At 65.9% G+C, this 15423-nt stretch carries 14 protein-coding genes; 3 read left to right on the top strand and 11 right to left on the bottom strand.

From position 1 onward, the window contains the following. Positions 1 to 38: 38 nt before the first annotated feature. From BAMB_RS08665 to rimO, 3 genes are all read right to left on the bottom strand, one after another. Entirely contained in the window at positions 39 to 581 is a 543-nt protein-coding gene (locus tag BAMB_RS08665) for a hypothetical protein (RefSeq protein ID WP_011657000.1), read from the bottom strand. Positions 582 to 770: 189 nt separating this feature from the next. Then, positions 771 to 1697, bottom strand: a complete 927-nt coding sequence (locus tag BAMB_RS08670) for a sugar kinase (protein WP_011657001.1) — start codon at positions 1695 to 1697, stop codon at positions 771 to 773. A 3-nt stretch (positions 1698 to 1700) separates the two neighbouring features. After that, on the bottom strand, positions 1701 to 3062 hold the full coding sequence (rimO, locus tag BAMB_RS08675; protein ID WP_011657002.1) for a 30S ribosomal protein S12 methylthiotransferase RimO: 1362 nt from the start codon (positions 3060 to 3062) through the stop codon (positions 1701 to 1703). Between the two features lie 388 nt (positions 3063 to 3450). On the opposite strand from rimO, the gene BAMB_RS08680 reads away from it, so the two are divergent. Both BAMB_RS08680 and BAMB_RS08690 read left to right on the top strand, forming a co-directional pair. Next, entirely contained in the window at positions 3451 to 3705 is a 255-nt protein-coding gene (locus tag BAMB_RS08680) for a hypothetical protein (protein ID WP_011657003.1), read from the top strand. An 830-nt stretch (positions 3706 to 4535) separates the two neighbouring features. Then, entirely contained in the window at positions 4536 to 4811 is a 276-nt protein-coding gene (locus BAMB_RS08690; RefSeq protein WP_011657005.1) for a hypothetical protein, read from the top strand. A gap of 252 nt (positions 4812 to 5063) precedes the next feature. Here BAMB_RS08690 and phaR read toward each other — a convergent pair whose 3' ends face one another. The 7 genes from phaR to BAMB_RS08720 all read right to left on the bottom strand — a co-directional run bounded on the left by phaR (position 5064) and on the right by BAMB_RS08720 (position 12193). Continuing rightward, the gene (phaR, locus tag BAMB_RS08695; protein WP_011657006.1) at positions 5064 to 5630 is read right to left on the bottom strand and encodes a polyhydroxyalkanoate synthesis repressor PhaR; all 567 of its coding nucleotides are present in this window, start codon (positions 5628 to 5630) and stop codon (positions 5064 to 5066) included. A gap of 118 nt (positions 5631 to 5748) precedes the next feature. Next, entirely contained in the window at positions 5749 to 6489 is a 741-nt protein-coding gene (locus BAMB_RS08700; RefSeq protein WP_011657007.1) for a 3-ketoacyl-ACP reductase, read from the bottom strand. A gap of 119 nt (positions 6490 to 6608) precedes the next feature. Further along, entirely contained in the window at positions 6609 to 7790 is a 1182-nt protein-coding gene (locus BAMB_RS08705; protein WP_011657008.1) for an acetyl-CoA C-acetyltransferase, read from the bottom strand. A 99-nt stretch (positions 7791 to 7889) separates the two neighbouring features. Further along, positions 7890 to 9764, bottom strand: a complete 1875-nt coding sequence (gene phaC / locus BAMB_RS08710; RefSeq protein WP_011657009.1) for a class I poly(R)-hydroxyalkanoic acid synthase — start codon at positions 9762 to 9764, stop codon at positions 7890 to 7892. Positions 9765 to 9896: 132 nt separating this feature from the next. Beyond that, positions 9897 to 10034 (bottom strand): hypothetical protein, encoded by a 138-nt coding sequence (locus BAMB_RS35265; protein WP_158380532.1) that lies wholly within the window; start codon positions 10032 to 10034, stop codon positions 9897 to 9899. A 95-nt stretch (positions 10035 to 10129) separates the two neighbouring features. Beyond that, complete coding sequence (gene pgeF / locus BAMB_RS08715) at positions 10130 to 10969, bottom strand: peptidoglycan editing factor PgeF (protein ID WP_011657010.1); 840 nt, start codon at positions 10967 to 10969, stop codon at positions 10130 to 10132. A 6-nt stretch (positions 10970 to 10975) separates the two neighbouring features. Then, positions 10976 to 12193 carry an RluA family pseudouridine synthase gene (locus tag BAMB_RS08720; protein ID WP_011657011.1) on the bottom strand — a complete coding sequence of 406 codons (1218 nt, stop codon included), beginning with the start codon at positions 12191 to 12193 and terminating at the stop codon, positions 10976 to 10978. Between the two features lie 41 nt (positions 12194 to 12234). On the opposite strand from BAMB_RS08720, the gene BAMB_RS08725 reads away from it, so the two are divergent. Beyond that, complete coding sequence (locus BAMB_RS08725; RefSeq protein WP_006755093.1) at positions 12235 to 13059, top strand: outer membrane protein assembly factor BamD; 825 nt, start codon at positions 12235 to 12237, stop codon at positions 13057 to 13059. A 78-nt stretch (positions 13060 to 13137) separates the two neighbouring features. On the opposite strand, the gene yoaA is transcribed toward BAMB_RS08725, so the two are convergent. After that, complete coding sequence (gene yoaA, locus BAMB_RS08730) at positions 13138 to 15381, bottom strand: DNA repair helicase YoaA (protein ID WP_011657012.1); 2244 nt, start codon at positions 15379 to 15381, stop codon at positions 13138 to 13140. Between the last annotated feature and the right edge of the window lie 42 nt (positions 15382 to 15423).

Genomic DNA, 15423 nt, shown 5'->3' on the forward strand with positions numbered 1-15423 from the left:
CCGGTACAATGCGCGCCGCGCGCACCGAGCCAGCGCGCTCAGTCGTCGGTGCGCAGGTTGACGATGCCGCTGACCGTCTCGATTTCCTGCACGCGGCCGTCGCGTACCTGCAGCGCCGCGCGCTTGCCCGGCGCCGCGCGCAGCACGACCGGTTGCGGATCCGATTCGTCCGAGTTCATCCGGTCGGCCTTCAGCTCGCCCGTCGAATCGAAGCGCCCGATCCACACGCCCGTGATGTTCGTGCCGTCGTTCGATTCCTCGATTTCGAGTGTGTCGCCGTCGCGATCGCCGGCGAGCAGGATCACCTCGCCCGTATCGGTGAACTGGTATTCGCCGTGCACGCCTTCCTCGTCCGTCTTCGGGCCGAGATGCGCGACGATCGGCCGGTCGCCGAGCGTGCCCTCGTAGCGCGGCAGGCGGGCGAATTCCGGGTTCGGCCGCAGCGGCCGTACGGGCGCCGCTTCATCCTGCTGCGCGCCCGGCGCGACGGGCTGAGCCGCGACCATGCCGGGCATCGCGAGGCCCGCCGCCAGCGCGCCGGCGATCAACAGCGCCCGTTGCCATTCCAGATATCGACCCACCTTGTGTTGCTCCCTTGCTTCAGATTCGCTCGAAAAACGCGGCGATGAGTTGCTCGTCGCCGATGTACATCGTCACGAGCGTATAGCCGCCGCCGATGCGGTATGCGTGCCGCCCGCCCCCGTTCAGGTCGCGCGCGCCATCCGAAGGTTCGAATGAGCGCAGCGCATGGCCGGCGTGCGGGATCCGCGTCAGCCGTGCATCAGACGTTCCACCGCATCGCGGTGCGGAATCGGCGCGACCGCACCGTAGCCCGTCGTCGACAGCGCTGCCGCCGCGTTCGCATAACGTGCGGCCGTGAACGGATCGTCGCCGGCGACGATCCGCGCGACGAACGCGCCGCCGAAGCAGTCGCCCGCGCCCGTCGCGTCGACGGCCTCGACCGCGAAGCCCGGCACCACGCGCCGTTCGTTCGGGGTCGCGACATACGCGCCTTCCTTGCCGAGCTTCAGCGCGACAACCTGCGGCCCGTGCTCGAGCATCGCATCGACGATCGCGTCGCGATCGTTCGCGCCCGTGAGCGCCGTGACGTCGTCCCAGCTCGGCAGGCAGATGTCCGTCTGGCGCAGCGCCTCGCGCATCACCGCGCGGGCGCGCGGCAGCGGCCACAGCTTCAGGCGCAGGTTCGTGTCGAAGCTGATCTGCGCGCCGTTGCTGCGCGCATGGTCGATCGCCGCGAACGCGGCGTCGCACGCGGCCGCGCTGATCGCGAGGCTGATGCCCGACAGGTGCACGGCCTTCGCCGCGGCCAGCGCGTCGAGCGGCAGGTCGGCCACCGTGTAGCGGCTCGCCGCGGAGCCCGCGCGCAGATAGTCGAACTGATGGCCGTCGGCGCCGTGCGTGACGAAATACACGCCGGTCGGCGCCGCGCGGTCGATCCGCACGTAGGTCGTGTCGACGTGTTCCGCCGCCCACATGCCGGTCAGCAAGCGGCCGAACGGATCGTCACCGATCGCCGACACGAAGCCCGTCGACGCGCCCTGGCGCGCCGCGGCGATGCAGAAGTTCGACGTGTCGCCGCCGAAGCCCTGTAGGAACTCAGGACGGCCCGGTTGCGACTGGTTGAATTCGATCATCGCCTCGCCGAGCGCGAGGATCTCCGGAAATGCGGCGGTCATCGCTTACACCTCGCCCCACAGGTCGTGGCCGTCCGCGCCCGTGATCTTCACCGACACGAAATCGCCGACCTTGTAGCGCTTCGACGCCTTCGTCGCCGGCTCGACATAGACGACGCCGTCGATCTCCGGCGCATCCGCCGCCGTGCGGCCGATGCCGCCTTCCGCGCTGACTTCGTCGATCAGCACCTTGAGGGTCTTGCCGACCTTGCGCTGGATGCGCTGCGCCGACACTTCCTCGGCGACTTCCATGAAGCGCGCGCGGCGCTCTTCGCGAACGTCGTCCGGCAGCGCGCCGTCCAGTTCGTTCGCGCTCGCGCCTTCGACCGGCGAATACGCAAAGCAGCCGACGCGATCGAGTTCCGCCTCGCGGATGAAGTCGAGCAGCGTTTCGAACTGCTCTTCCGTCTCGCCCGGGAAGCCGGCGATGAAGGTGCTGCGGATCGTCAGGTCCGGGCAGATCTCGCGCCACTTCTGCACGCGCTCGAGCACTTTCTCCGCGTTGGCCGGGCGCTTCATGCGCTTCAGCACTTCCGGATGCGCGTGCTGGAACGGCACGTCCAGATACGGCAGCACGTGGCCCTTGAACGGGCCGTCGGCCATCAGCGGAATGACTTCGTCGACGCTCGGATACGGATACACGTAGTGCAGGCGCACCCATGCGCCGTACTGCGCGGCGAGTTCGCCGAGCGCGGCGACCAGATCCGTCATGCGAGTCTTGATCGGCTTGCCGTTCCAGAAGCCCGTGCGGTACTTCACGTCGACGCCGTACGCGCTCGTGTCCTGCGAAATCACGAGCAGTTCCTTCACGCCCGACTTGAACAGGTTCTCCGCCTCGAGCATCACTTCGGCGACCGGGCGCGACACGAGGTCGCCGCGCATCGACGGGATGATGCAAAACGTGCAGCGGTGGTTGCAGCCTTCGGAGATCTTCAGGTATGCGTAGTGGCGCGGCGTGAGCTTGATGCCGGCGGCCGGCACGAGATCGACGAACGGGTCGTGCGGCTTCGGCAGGTGCGAATGCACGGCCTGCATCACTTCGCCCACCGCGTGCGGGCCGGTGACGGCGAGCACCTTCGGATGGACTTCCTCGATGAGGTTCGAGCCGCTCGCGCTCGACTTCGCGCCGAGGCAGCCGGTGACGATCACCTTGCCGTTCTCGGTCAGTGCTTCGCCGATCGCATCGAGGCTTTCCTGCACCGCTTCGTCGATGAAACCGCAGGTGTTGACGACGACGAGGTCGGCGCCGTCGTACGTGCCGGAGATTTCATAACCTTCGGCGCGCAGCTGCGTGATGATTTGTTCGGAGTCGACGAGGGCTTTCGGGCACCCGAGCGATACGAAGCCTACTTTGGGGGACTGAGACATCTGGAATGTGGGGGCGTGGCGGCAAAAGCGTGAGTTTACAGCTATTTATGGGCGGCGAGCCAAAATGAGCGGCTGGCGACGGCATGGACCGCCCGCTCGAATACGCGACATGATGGGCGACGTGTCACGAATCGTGAGTTTGATACGACCCTTTCATTTCGGGGAGGGCTGTCCGCATACCACCAGCGCCACGTCCGGCAACGCGCGCTCGGCGTGTTCCTGCGCGCATTCGCCGGCATCGGCGCCGGCCGGTCCGGCCTCTCGCTGATGGAGGGCGGCTGCGTCGTCGACACCAGCTTGCGGTCGCGCAACAATCGCCGCGGATTCGCGGCGCTGCCATGCGAAAATCGAAGCCATCGCTCTCTTCCATCCACTCAACGGGCCTCGCATGACCACCCACATCACGATCGAATTCACCGAGCACGCGGCAGAAGCCATCGGTGAGCAAACCAGCACCAGCTTCTCCTACGACCAGGGTGCCCACGTGCCGCAGCCCGGCGATTTCGTCGAGCTCGAAAATTCCCGGCAGACGTTTTTCGTGATCGGCCGCGTGTTTTCGCTCAAGGCCAACTACAGCGCGGTCAAGCTCGTTCTCGATCTACCGCCGTCGGATGGCGAAGACGGATTCGATCCGGCGTCGTGACGCATCCAGTCCCGTGACGAAATCGCAAAAAGTCCACCGAAGCAGGCCCGTACTCGATCCGATGCTCACTTCGGATACGTCGCGGCCGTCAGGCACCGGTTGAACCAGATCGCCTCGTCGCCATCGCCGACCAGCCACCGCGCCGCATCGAGTTGCGGCCGGCCGGTTGTCGGCGCAGCCGCGTGACTATCGCTATCCACCGTACCCGAACGCACGCAGCCTGCGCGCCGCCGTTATCGCGTGCCTCCGCCAGCGCCTCGCAGAACGCCACCGGGCGAAGCTTCCCACCATCGACCGCACTCACCGCGCGGTACTGACAAACCGCACCGGCGACCCAATCCTCGCTCCGGCTGCCGACACGTGCACGATCCTGCACGAGTACCACACCGAAACACGCCTATGAAACGGTTGCGCCCGGCGGCACGCTCGTCGATGGCCTTGCGCACTTCGTCGGTGGCGGCTGCCAGCCTCAATACCTAAGGCAATTATTCAAAAAAAATCGGCCGAGCAAATAAAAATAAAATAAAAACACAAACCGCGCCACAACCAAAAATCATAAAACAACAATGATCGGTAGATTTATTTTGCTCCAACCATCATTAACCCCAGCCTTTGCCGGACCGCACAACACACAATTCACCAGAATATTTTAAAACACTCAACAATCCACAAAAACCATTGCCAAATCCGCCACTCCCATTCAACACCCAATTAATCTCAGATATATTTCACGTCGATCAGACATCGGCGCCTGTTCGACCAGCCAATACTGAACCGTGCATTACCTGCATCACAACCCAAGCAATCCACTCATTCACCAAGGAAAGACCATGAGAAAACTCGCGGCCACCCTCGTTTTCGCCATGATGCTTGCCGCATCCTCGCACGCCTCCGCGGAATCGCTTTGCAAGGCAGGTAAGATCGACAAGATCGAAACCGATACGAGCGGCAACCTCCTCGTATCCATCAACGACGGCATTTACTCGTTCAGTGCCAAGGAAGTTTTTCCGATCATCTACTCGGCATTTTCCGAAAATAGAAATCTCTTTATTTACGGAAATAACTGCGCGAACGGATCGGCGGCAAGCCGCTTCGCGATTCGATAAGCCGGCCGAAAATCCGGCCATCGGCATCTTTTACAATCAGCGCTTTATCTGATATTCGACCGACCGGGCTTTGCCGGTCGGCCTTGTGCGTTTTAATCTGCACTGATGTGCTACGGTACGACAACGCCCATGCACTCGCGGGCAATGCCACCGGGCGGACAATCATTCCGCGACGCGCCCCGTTACCGTCCCGCACGAGCCGTCCCGCGCGATGCCGGCGCGACACTTTGCGCGTCCACACCGGATCGCCGCTTACTTCTTCTCCGGCTCCGTCGCGCCCGGTTGCTTGAACGGGAACGTGTTGAACATCGACTTCGCCTGGTTCTGCATCTGCTCCTGCATCTGCACGAACATGTTCTTCGACTGCTCGATGTAGCTCGTCATCATCCCTTGCATCATCGGCGCCTGCATGTTCATGAACTGCGACCAGACTTCCGGATTCATCGCGTTGCCTTCGTACAGGTTCTTCGACTGATCCGTCAGCTTGTTCTGGATGTCGATGAACGCCTGGATGTTCTTTTCCAGGTACGTGCCCATCATGCCCTGCATCGCATGACCGTAGAAACGGATGATCTGCGACAGCATCGACGACGAGAACATCGGCACGCCGCCACTCTCCTCCTCGAGGATGATCTGCAGCAGGATGCTGCGCGTCAGGTCTTCGTTGGATTTCGCATCGACGACCTTGAAGTCCTCTTGTTCCAGCACGAGTTGCTTGACGTCGGTCAGCGTGATGTACGTGCTCGTCTCGGTATCGTAGAGCCGGCGGTTCGGGTACTTCTTGATGAGCCGCTCGGCCGTTTTCTTTGTAGTAGTCATGTAACGCCTTTGAGTGCAGCGTAGCGCAAGTGACAAATCCCCGCCGCCCGGATCCGGGAGGCGGGGGCTTTCGGAAACGCCAGGCTGCGCGGCCAACCGGGCCCGGGCAGCCCGACGTTCAGCCCATGTGCAGGCCGCCGTTCAGCGAGAAGTCGGCGCCCGTCGAGAAACCGGATTCGTTCGACGCGAGCCACGCGACGATCGAACCGATTTCCTCCGGCGCGCCAAGACGACGCACCGGGATCGTCGCGACGATCTTCTCGAGCACGTCCGGACGGATCGCCTTCACCATGTCGGTGCCGATGTAGCCGGGCGAAACGGTGTTGACCGTCACGCCCTTCGTTGCGACTTCCTGCGCGAGCGACATCGTGAAACCATGGATGCCGGCCTTCGCGGTCGAGTAGTTCGTCTGCCCGAATTGCCCCTTCTGGCCATTCACCGACGAAATGTTGATGATCCGGCCCCAGCCGCGCTCGACCATGCCGTCGATCACCTGCTTCGTCACGTTGAACAGGCTCGTCAGGTTGGTGTCGATCACGGCCGTCCAGTCTTCGTGCGTCATCTTGCGGAACACGACGTCGCGCGTGATGCCCGCGTTGTTGACCAGCACGTCGATCTCGCCGACTTCGGCCTTGACCTTGTCGAACGCTGCCTTGGTCGAGTCCCAGTCGCCGACGTTGCCTTCCGACGCGATGAAATCGTAGCCGAGCGCCTTCTGGTCCTCGAGCCATTTCACACGGCGCGGCGAGTTCGGGCCGCAACCCGCGACCACCTTGAAGCCGTCTTTCAACAGACGCTGGCAGATGCTGGTGCCGATGCCGCCCATCCCGCCCGTTACGTACGCAATTCGCTGAGACATAAATCTCACTCCATTTTTTGGTTTCGAGACCCGCCGGAGGCCCCTCTGACTTCACGTGGTGCCGGCCGAAGCCGCAATCGGCCGGCGCACGGATTGGTTTGGCGTTGACGGACGACCGGTTACGGACGTTCGACCGCGAGTGCGACACCCATCCCGCCGCCGATGCACAGCGACGCCAGACCGCGCTTCGCATCGCGCTTGACCATCTCGTGCAGCAGCGTCACCAGGATCCGGCAGCCCGACGCGCCGATCGGGTGACCGATCGCGATCGCCCCGCCGTTCACGTTCACCTTCGACGTGTCCCAGCCCATCTGCTTGTGCACGGCCAGCGCCTGCGCCGCGAATGCTTCGTTGATTTCCATCAGGTCCAGGTCGCCCGGCGTCCAGCCCGCACGCTCCAGCGCGCGGCGCGAGGCCGGCACCGGCCCCATGCCCATCACGCTCGGATCCACGCCCGCATTCGCGTACGCCTTGATCCGCGCCAGCGGCGTCAGACCCAGCGCCGCCGCCTTCTGCGCCGACATCACCAGCACCGCCGCCGCGCCGTCGTTCAGCCCCGACGCGTTCGCCGCCGTCACCGTGCCTTCCTTCGCGAACGCCGGCTTCAGGCCCGCCAGCGATTCCGCCGTCACGCCGTGACGCACGAACTCGTCGGTCGCGAACTGCAGCGGCTCGCCCTTGCGCTGCGGAATCGACACCGGCACGATCTCGTCGTTGAAGCGGCCGGCCTTCTGCGCGGCTTCCGCCTTGTTCTGCGACAGCGCCGCGAACGCATCCTGCTCTTCGCGCGTGATCCCGTATTCCTTCGCGACGTTCTCCGCCGTGATGCCCATGTGGTACTGGTTGTACACGTCCCACAGGCCGTCGACGATCATCGTGTCGACCAGCTTCGCGTCACCCATCCGGAACCCGTCGCGCGAGCCCGGCAGCACGTGCGGCGCCGCGCTCATGTTTTCCTGGCCGCCCGCGATCACGATCTCCGCGTCGCCCGCCGCGATCGCGTTCGCCGCCAGCATCACGGCCTTCAGGCCTGAGCCGCACACCTTGTTGATCGTCATGCCCGGCACCGCGCTCGGCAGGCCGGCCTTGATCAGCGACTGACGCGCCGGGTTCTGCCCCGAGCCGGCCGCCAGCACCTGCCCCATGATCACTTCGCTCACCTGCTCGGGCTTCACGCCCGAGCGCTCCAGCACCGCGCGAATCACCGTCGCGCCCAGTTCCGGTGCCGCGATCTTCGCGAGCGAGCCGCCGAATTTGCCGACCGCGGTCCGCGCGGCCGATACGATCACTACGTCCGTCATTTCCCTTTCCTCCAGGCCCGCACGACACGGCGCATCGTTACCGGCCCTGTTAAAAAAACTGCGGTGCACCGGACAGCGTGCGCTGCCGTCCGGCTTTCGTCAATCGCGCTGCAACACGTAACGGCCCGGCGCCGGCTCGATCACCGGGAACTGCGCGGAACCGGGCTGGGCAGGCGGCGCCACCTTGCGGCCGCCGTACTGATCGAGCCATTCGACCCAGGTCGTCCACCAACTGCCCGGCTGCTCGGTCGCGCCGGCAAGCCAGTCGTCCGCGGATTCGGGCAGGTCGCCTTCGTTGACCCAGAAGCTGCGCTTCTTCTTCGCCGGCGGATTGATCACGCCCGCGATGTGACCCGACGCGCCCAGCACGAACTTCAGCGGGCCCGTCAGGATCGACGTCGACGCGTAGGCCGTCTGCCACGGCACGATGTGATCCTCGCGCGACCCGTAGATGAAGGTCGGCACGTCGATGCGCGACAGGTCGACGGATTCGCCGCACACGGTCAGCGCGCCCGGCACGCGGAGCTTGTTCTCGAGATAGGTATTGCGCAGGTACCACGCGTACATCGGACCGGGCAGGCTCGTCGAGTCGCTGTTCCAGTACAGCAGGTCGAACGGCGCGGGCGTGCGGCCCTTCAGATAGTTGTCGACGACGTAGTTCCACACGAGGTCGTTCGGCCGCAGGAACGAGAACGTGTTCGCGAACTCGACGCCGCGCATCAGCCCCGGCGCCGTGCCGTTCTTGCCGCCGATGGTCTGCTCGCGCATCTGCACGTGCGCCTCGTCGACGAACACGTCGAGGATGCCGGTGTCGGTGAAGTCGAGCATCGCGGTCAGCAGCGTCATCGACGCGGCCGGATGTTCGCCGCGCGCGGCGAGCACCGCCAGCGCGGTCGCGAGCATCGTGCCGCCGACGCAGAAGCCGAGCGTGTTGATCTGCTCGCGGCCGCTGACCTGCTGCACCGCGTCGATCGCGGCGAGCAGCCCTTCGTTCATGTAGTCGTCCCACGTCTTGTGCGCGACCGATGCATCGGCGTTGCGCCACGACACGAGGAACACCTGATGGCCGCTCGACAGCGCATGCGCGACGAGCGAATTCTCGGGCTGCAGGTCGAGGATGTAGAACTTGTTGATGCACGGCGGCACGATCAGCAGCGGCCGCTCGAACACCTTGTCCGTCTTCGGCGAGTACTGGATCAGCTGGATCAGGTCGTTCTCGTAGACGACCGCGCCTTCGGTGCACCCGAGGTTCTTGCCGACCACGAATTGCGATTCGTCGGTCTGCGAAATCTTGCCGCGCTGCATGTCGCCGAGCAGGTTCATCATCCCCTGCCGCAGGCTTTCGCCCTGCGTCTCGAGGATCGACTTCTGGGCATCGGGATTGAGCGCGAGGAAGTTGCTCGGCGCGGCGGCGGCCGTCCATTGCTGGACGGAGAAACGAATGCGTTCGCGCGTCTTCGGATCGGTCTCGAGCGCGTCGGCCAGTTCCTGCAGGTAGCGCGCGTTGAGCAGATACCACGCCGCCGCGAACGCATGCGCGGGCGAGGCCTTCCACGCATCCGAGCTGAAGCGGCGGTCCTTCAGTTCGGGCGACTCGAGCTTCGCGGCGGCCGCCTGCTGCATCAGCGTCACGCAGTCGCGCGCATAGTCGGCCTGCAACTTCTGGAGCCGTTCGGGCGAGATCGCGGCTGCCGGCAGCTTCAGCCCCGCAAACGGAGACGCCATGCCGCCGAAGCTGCTCAGATCGGGCATCGACGGCATCTGGAACGGAAGCGATGTCGGGAACTGGAATGCGGCGAACGGGTTCGCGGTGGTCGCGGCCGTGGCGGCCCGTGCCGGATCGGCGAAACCACGCCAGGCATTCAGCCATGCTTCGAACATCTGCTGCATCGGCTGGACCGCCTGGCCGAATCCGGCGCTGCCTGCGGAAGTGCCCGCCTGAGCGGACGTCGACGAATTTTTCGATGCTGTCATTACCTGCCTTACCGGTGATTCGTGAGCGTCAATCGTGAAATCCTGCTCGCGCGCGGCGTGCCGGCTGCGAGCCGGGCCGTCATGCTCTGGAGAGGCGTCTCCAGATTCTGCCGCAGTGCGGTATTTTTATCATTATCGTTTTCCCCATGTGAAGGCCTGGGTCAAACCACTGAACGTTTCTGCCCGGAGATAATCCGCGCGCAACAGGCGGGACAAGGCTTCCGGCGAACCCTCAAATATTTTGGTTGACTTGACTTCGGGATTATTCATTCGGTTGTCCATGCAACGCCGCATTGCCGCGCCAATATCGAGATAAACCGATTTTGCAGCGCAACAAACCACGCGCGCAAGCGCGCGATCCGTCGTCAATCGGCCAGCCAGATCGCCGCCGCCATGCGGCCGGTCACGCGGTCGCGCCGATATGAATAGAAGCGCGTGCGTTCGGTGACCGTGCAGGCGGACCGGCCGCTCACGTGCGCAACACCTGCACGCGCGAGGCGCAGGCGCGCGAGCGCGTACAGGTCGGCGAGGAACTTGCCGGGCGCGCCGTCGATCGCGACGAACGCTTGCCGCGTCCCATCATGCTCCGACTGCGCAGCCGTGTCGAGAAACGCGTCGCGCACGTCGGCGCCGACTTCGAACGCCTGCGGGCCGATCGCGGGCCCGAGGTACGCATGGATTTCATCCGTCGCGCCGCCGGCGAGCGCCGCAACGCGAGCCGCGGTCTGTTCGATGATGCCGGCCGCGAGCCCGCGCCAGCCGGCGTGCGCGGCGCCGACCGCGCGGCCCTGCGCGTCGCACAGCAGCACCGGCAGGCAATCCGCGACCATCACGACACACACCGCGCCCACGCGGTCCGTCACGCTCGCGTCGGCCTGGACGGGCGCCGCGGCATCCGGCGCGGCGTCGATCACCTCGTCCGCGCGCACGATCCGCGCGCCGTGAACCTGCTCGAGCCACGCCGCGCGCGACTGGCCGGCCAGCGCGAGCAAGCGCGCGCGATTCGCGGCGACATGGGCCGGATCGTCACCGGTATGCAAGCCGAGATTCATCCCGCCCGGCAACGCGGCGCCGTCCCGCCAGCGCCCGTACGGGCCTTCGCTCACACCGCCGTCGCGCGTCGTGATCAGCGCGCGAACGCGTGGTGACACCTGCCAGTCGGGCTGTACGCAGTCCTGCCACGTCAACGGCGCCAGGTTCGTCATCGGCACTCACTCCTCCTCGTCGTCGTCCGGATCCGACTCGTCGTCGTAATCCTGATATTCGCCGGCGAAATCGTCATCGTCGTAGACGCCTTCGTCATCGTCGAATTCCTCGCTGGCCTGCCCGAAACCGAGCGCCGCGATGAGCGCGTTCATGTCGTCCGGCAACGGGCAGCGCCACTGCATCGTCTTGCCCGTGAGCGGATGCACGAGGCCGAGCCGCCACGCATGCAGCGCCTGCCGCGCGAACCCGTCCGGCAGCGGCGCGACCGAGCGCTTGCCGCGCGCGCGGCCGTACACCGGATCGCCGAGCAGCGGATGCCCGACATGCGCGCAGTGCACGCGGATCTGGTGCGTGCGGCCGGTTTCGAGGTCGCACTGGATCGCGGACACCGGCTGACGTTGCCACAGGCATGTGTCAACCGTACGGAAATGCGTGCGCGCGGGCTTGCCCGACGCACCGGTGACGACGGCCATGCGCGTGCGCTCGCGCGGATCGCGGCCGATCGGCGCGTCGATCGTGCCGTCTTCGGGCATCGTGCCCCACACGAGCGCGAAATAGCGGCGCTTCACCGTGCGCGCCTGCAGCTGGCGCACGAGGTCGGTCTGCGCGGCAAGCGTGCGTGCGACCACCATCAGGCCGGACGTTTCCTTGTCGAGCCGGTGCACGATCCCGGCACGCGGCAGGCCGGCCGCGGCGTCGCCATAGCGATGCAGCAGCCCGTTGAGGATCGTGCCGCTCCAGTTGCCGGCGGCGGGATGGACGACGACGCCGGCCGGCTTGTTGATGACGAGGAGCGCGTCGTCCTCGTAGATCACGTCGAGCGGCACCGGCTCCGGCGTGAACGCCAGCTGCTCCGGCAGCAGGTCGGGCACGAGCTCGATCCTGGCGCCGAGCGGCACCGGCTGGCGGATCTTCGCCGGCGCGCCGTCGATCAGCACGCGCTGCGCCTCGATCCAGCTCTGCAGGCGGCTGCGGGAGAATTCGGGGAATAGCTGGGCAAGCGCCTTGTCCAGGCGTTCGCCCGCGAGCGACAGCGGCACTTCGACGACGCGCGGCGTCTCATCGGCCGCCGCGGACGGCACGACAGGCGGTTGCATCGCGCCTGCGGCCAGGCCGTCATCGGGAGAATCCCCCGATGCGGCGTCGGCGGGCCGATCGCTTGGGCTATAATCTTCGCGATTTGACTTGCCCCGCGGGGCATTCTGCGAACTTGAACGGGTCATTTAGACTGGGTCACCGAGACTTGAAGCTAGGACATGCGAGCATGATGAATTCGACCAAACGTACGGCCAAAACCGTCGCCGCCCGAGCTGCGGCGGTAGCGGCCGCGGCCCTCATCGCCGGCTGCCACGGCTTACCGCAGAAGCAGGACGAGACGGCTACCTGGTCGAACAACAAATTATACTCAGAGGCCCAGGATGCACTGTCCGGCGGCGACTGGGGCAAGTGCGCGAAATATTTCGAATCGCTGCAAGGCCGCGATCCGTTCGGCCATTTCGCGCAACAGGCGCAGATCAACGTCGCGTACTGCAACTGGAAGGACAACGAAGCGGCAGCCGCCGACCAGGCCGTCGACCGCTTCATCCAGCTGCACCCGGATCACCCGGATATCCCGTACGCGTACTACCTGAAGGGGATGATCCACTTCAACGACGATCTCGGCCTGTTCGGCCGCTTCTCGGGCCAGGACATGAGCGAGCGCGATCCGCAGGCACTGCGCGAATCGTACGACGCGTTCAAGGTCGTCGTCGACCGCTACCCGAAGAGCAAGTATGCGCCCGACGCCGCGGCGCGGATGCGCTACATCGTCAACGCGCTCGCGTCGCACGAAGTCCACGCGGCCGACTACTACTATCGGCGCGGCGCCTACGTCGCGGCAATCAACCGCGCGCAGCTCGCGATCAAGGACTACAAGGGCGCGCCGGCGATCGAGGACGCGCTGCACATCATGATCCTGTCGTACGGCAAGCTGAACCAGCCGCAACTCGCGGAAGACACGAAGCGCGTGCTCGCGGGCACCTTCCCGGACAGCCCGTACATCACCGGCCATTCGCGCCCCGGCACGAAGAAGTCGTGGTGGCAGTTCTGAGCGACGCTCGCTGCACAAAAAAACCCGGCCATCGAGCCGGGTTTTTTATTGGCGCCGCCCGTAGCGGGCGGCGGTGCGTCACGCGCGCTTTTGCGCGCGATGTTCGTCGAAGAAGTCCTGCACGACCGCGATCTCGCGCGTGCGCTTGAACGGCGGCAGGCTCTGCCAGATCCGGCGGCCGTACGGCTTGTCGACCAGCCGCGTGTCGCAGATCATCAGCACGCCGCGATCTGTCTCCGCGCGAATCAGGCGGCCCGCGCCCTGCTTCAGCGTGATCACGGCCTGCGGCAACTGGTGAACCGCGAACGGGCTCAAGCCCTTCTTCGTTAGCGCATCGAGTCGCGCGGCGAGCACCGGATCGTCGGGCGGCGCGAACGGCAGCTTGTCGATCACGACGAGCGACAGCGCGTCGCCGCGCACGTCGACACCTTCCCAGAAGCTCTGGCTGCCGACGAGGATCGCATTGCCGTACGAACGGAAGCGGTCGAGCAGCTCGGTGCGGCTGGCATCGCCCTGCACCAGCAGCGGCGTGTTCCAGCCGCGCGACTCGATCACGTCGCGCAGCTTTGACGCGATCCGGTCGACCGCGCGCAGCGTCGTGCATAGCATGAAGACGCCGCCGCCCGACGCCTCGATCGCCGGCAGCGCCGCATCGAATACGGCGTCGGTAAACGCCGGCGACGACGGCTGCGGCAGGTTGCGCGGCACGTACAGCAGGCCCTGCGTCTGATAGTCGAACGGGCTCGCGAGCGTCATCGAGCGCCGCGAGCTGAGGCCCATCTGGGCCGCGTAGTGCGTGAAGTCGCCGCGCACCGACAGCGTCGCCGACGTGAAGACCCACGCGCGCGGCACGCCGGCGCGCTGCTTCGCGAAGATCGGCGCGACCGACAACGGCGTCTCGTGCAGCTGGACGGTATGCGCGAATACTTCGACCCAGCGCACCTTCTCGTTCGGGTCGTCGGCAGCCGCCTTGTCGCCGGCTGCCGCGGCATCGGCCTGCGCGGCCGCTTGCGCCGCGCCGGGCGCGACCCAGCCCGCGAGCAGGTCCTGCAGCTCGCGCGCGCGCCGCAGGCACGCACCGAGCGATTCCGCCCGCTCGGCCTGGCTCGCGAGCGCCGATGCGAGCGCATCGAGCGCCGCTTCGAGCGCGTCGAGCGCGCCGAACATCGGGTGATCGTCGCCCAGTTGCGCGAGCGACATGCGCACGATCTGGTCGTTCGCGAACGCGAGGCGCAGATCGCGCGCCGCGCGTTCGAGATCGCCGCCGAGCTTCACCCACTCGACCGCATCGCGCGCATGGCTCAGGCCTTCGGCGACCGTGTCGCGTGCGAGTTCGAGGATCTGCGTGGTCGACAGCGTCTCGCCGAAGAACAGCGTCGCCGTCTCCGGCAGCTGGTGCGCTTCGTCGAAGATCACCGTGTTCGCGTTCGGCAGCAGCTCGGCCATCCCGGTGTCGCGCAGCATGATGTCCGCGAAGAACAGGTGATGGTTGACGACGACGACGTCGGCCTGCTGCGCCTCGCGCCGCGCCTGCATCACGAAGCACTCCTTGTAATGCGGGCACTCCTGGCCGAGGCAGTTGTCGCGCGTCGACGTGACCATCGACCACACCGGCGCCGTCTCCGGCACGCTCGCGAGCTCGGCCTTGTCGCCGCTTTTCGTGATCTTCGCGAACCGGACGATTTCCTGCAGGTAGGCGGTGTCCTGTCGCGACGGCAGGCGGCCGTTGTCGGCCGTGCGCTGCAGATAGTAATGGCACAGGTAGTTCGAGCGGCCCTTGAGCATCGCGACCGTCACCGGCACCGCGAGCGCGTTGCGCACGGTCGGGATGTCGCGCTGGAACAGCTGGTCCTGCAAGTGCTTCGTGCCGGTCGACACGATCACCTTTCCGCCCCACAGCATCGCGGGCACCAGGTATGCATAGGTCTTGCCGGTACCGGTGCCGGCCTCGACGATCAGCGTGTTGTCGCCGGCGTCGCTGTCGGTGTCGGCCGCCGCAGCGTCCGCCACGGATTCGGCCGCCTTGTCGCCTTCGCCGAGGCGGCGCGCGGGCCGCTTGCGGGTTTCGAAGATTTCGGGTTCGGGCAACCGGCGCGCGGACGCCTCCATCGCGGACGCGACCGCGCGCGCCATCTCGATCTGCGACTGACGCGGATGATAGCCGTCGAGCGCGCGCGCAAGCAGTCCGCCTTCACCGAAGATCGTGTCGAGTTCGTCGACGCGCTTGCGGCTCAGCTCGAACGTGCCTTCGGGCGCACGAACGCGCCCGGCAGACGACGCGTCAGGCCGGGCATCGGGGTTGGCTTCAAGCGGTGAATTCAAGGCAAGCGTTCCTGTGTCCAGCGCCGAGGCGGCGCCGGCGCT

Origin of the sequence: Burkholderia ambifaria AMMD (assembly GCF_000203915.1) — a bacterium.
GTDB classification, from domain to species: Bacteria; Pseudomonadota; Gammaproteobacteria; order Burkholderiales; family Burkholderiaceae; genus Burkholderia; species Burkholderia ambifaria.

What these genes read in the sequence shown, in the direction of transcription:
- BAMB_RS08670 (WP_011657001.1), bottom strand. Translation starts at nt 1,697, where the DNA reads ATGACCGCCGCATTTCCGGAGATCCTCGCGCTCGGCGAGGCGATGATC.
- rimO (WP_011657002.1), bottom strand. Translation starts at nt 3,062, where the DNA reads ATGTCTCAGTCCCCCAAAGTAGGCTTCGTATCGCTCGGGTGCCCGAAA.
- BAMB_RS08680 (WP_011657003.1), top strand. Translation starts at nt 3,451, where the DNA reads ATGACCACCCACATCACGATCGAATTCACCGAGCACGCGGCAGAAGCC.
- BAMB_RS08690 (WP_011657005.1), top strand. Translation starts at nt 4,536, where the DNA reads ATGAGAAAACTCGCGGCCACCCTCGTTTTCGCCATGATGCTTGCCGCA.
- phaR (WP_011657006.1), bottom strand. Translation starts at nt 5,630, where the DNA reads ATGACTACTACAAAGAAAACGGCCGAGCGGCTCATCAAGAAGTACCCG.
- BAMB_RS08700 (WP_011657007.1), bottom strand. Translation starts at nt 6,489, where the DNA reads ATGTCTCAGCGAATTGCGTACGTAACGGGCGGGATGGGCGGCATCGGC.
- BAMB_RS08705 (WP_011657008.1), bottom strand. Translation starts at nt 7,790, where the DNA reads ATGACGGACGTAGTGATCGTATCGGCCGCGCGGACCGCGGTCGGCAAA.
- phaC (WP_011657009.1), bottom strand. Translation starts at nt 9,764, where the DNA reads ATGACAGCATCGAAAAATTCGTCGACGTCCGCTCAGGCGGGCACTTCC.
- BAMB_RS35265 (WP_158380532.1), bottom strand. Translation starts at nt 10,034, where the DNA reads ATGAATAATCCCGAAGTCAAGTCAACCAAAATATTTGAGGGTTCGCCG.
- pgeF (WP_011657010.1), bottom strand. Translation starts at nt 10,969, where the DNA reads ATGACGAACCTGGCGCCGTTGACGTGGCAGGACTGCGTACAGCCCGAC.
- BAMB_RS08720 (WP_011657011.1), bottom strand. Translation starts at nt 12,193, where the DNA reads ATGACCCGTTCAAGTTCGCAGAATGCCCCGCGGGGCAAGTCAAATCGC.
- BAMB_RS08725 (WP_006755093.1), top strand. Translation starts at nt 12,235, where the DNA reads ATGATGAATTCGACCAAACGTACGGCCAAAACCGTCGCCGCCCGAGCT.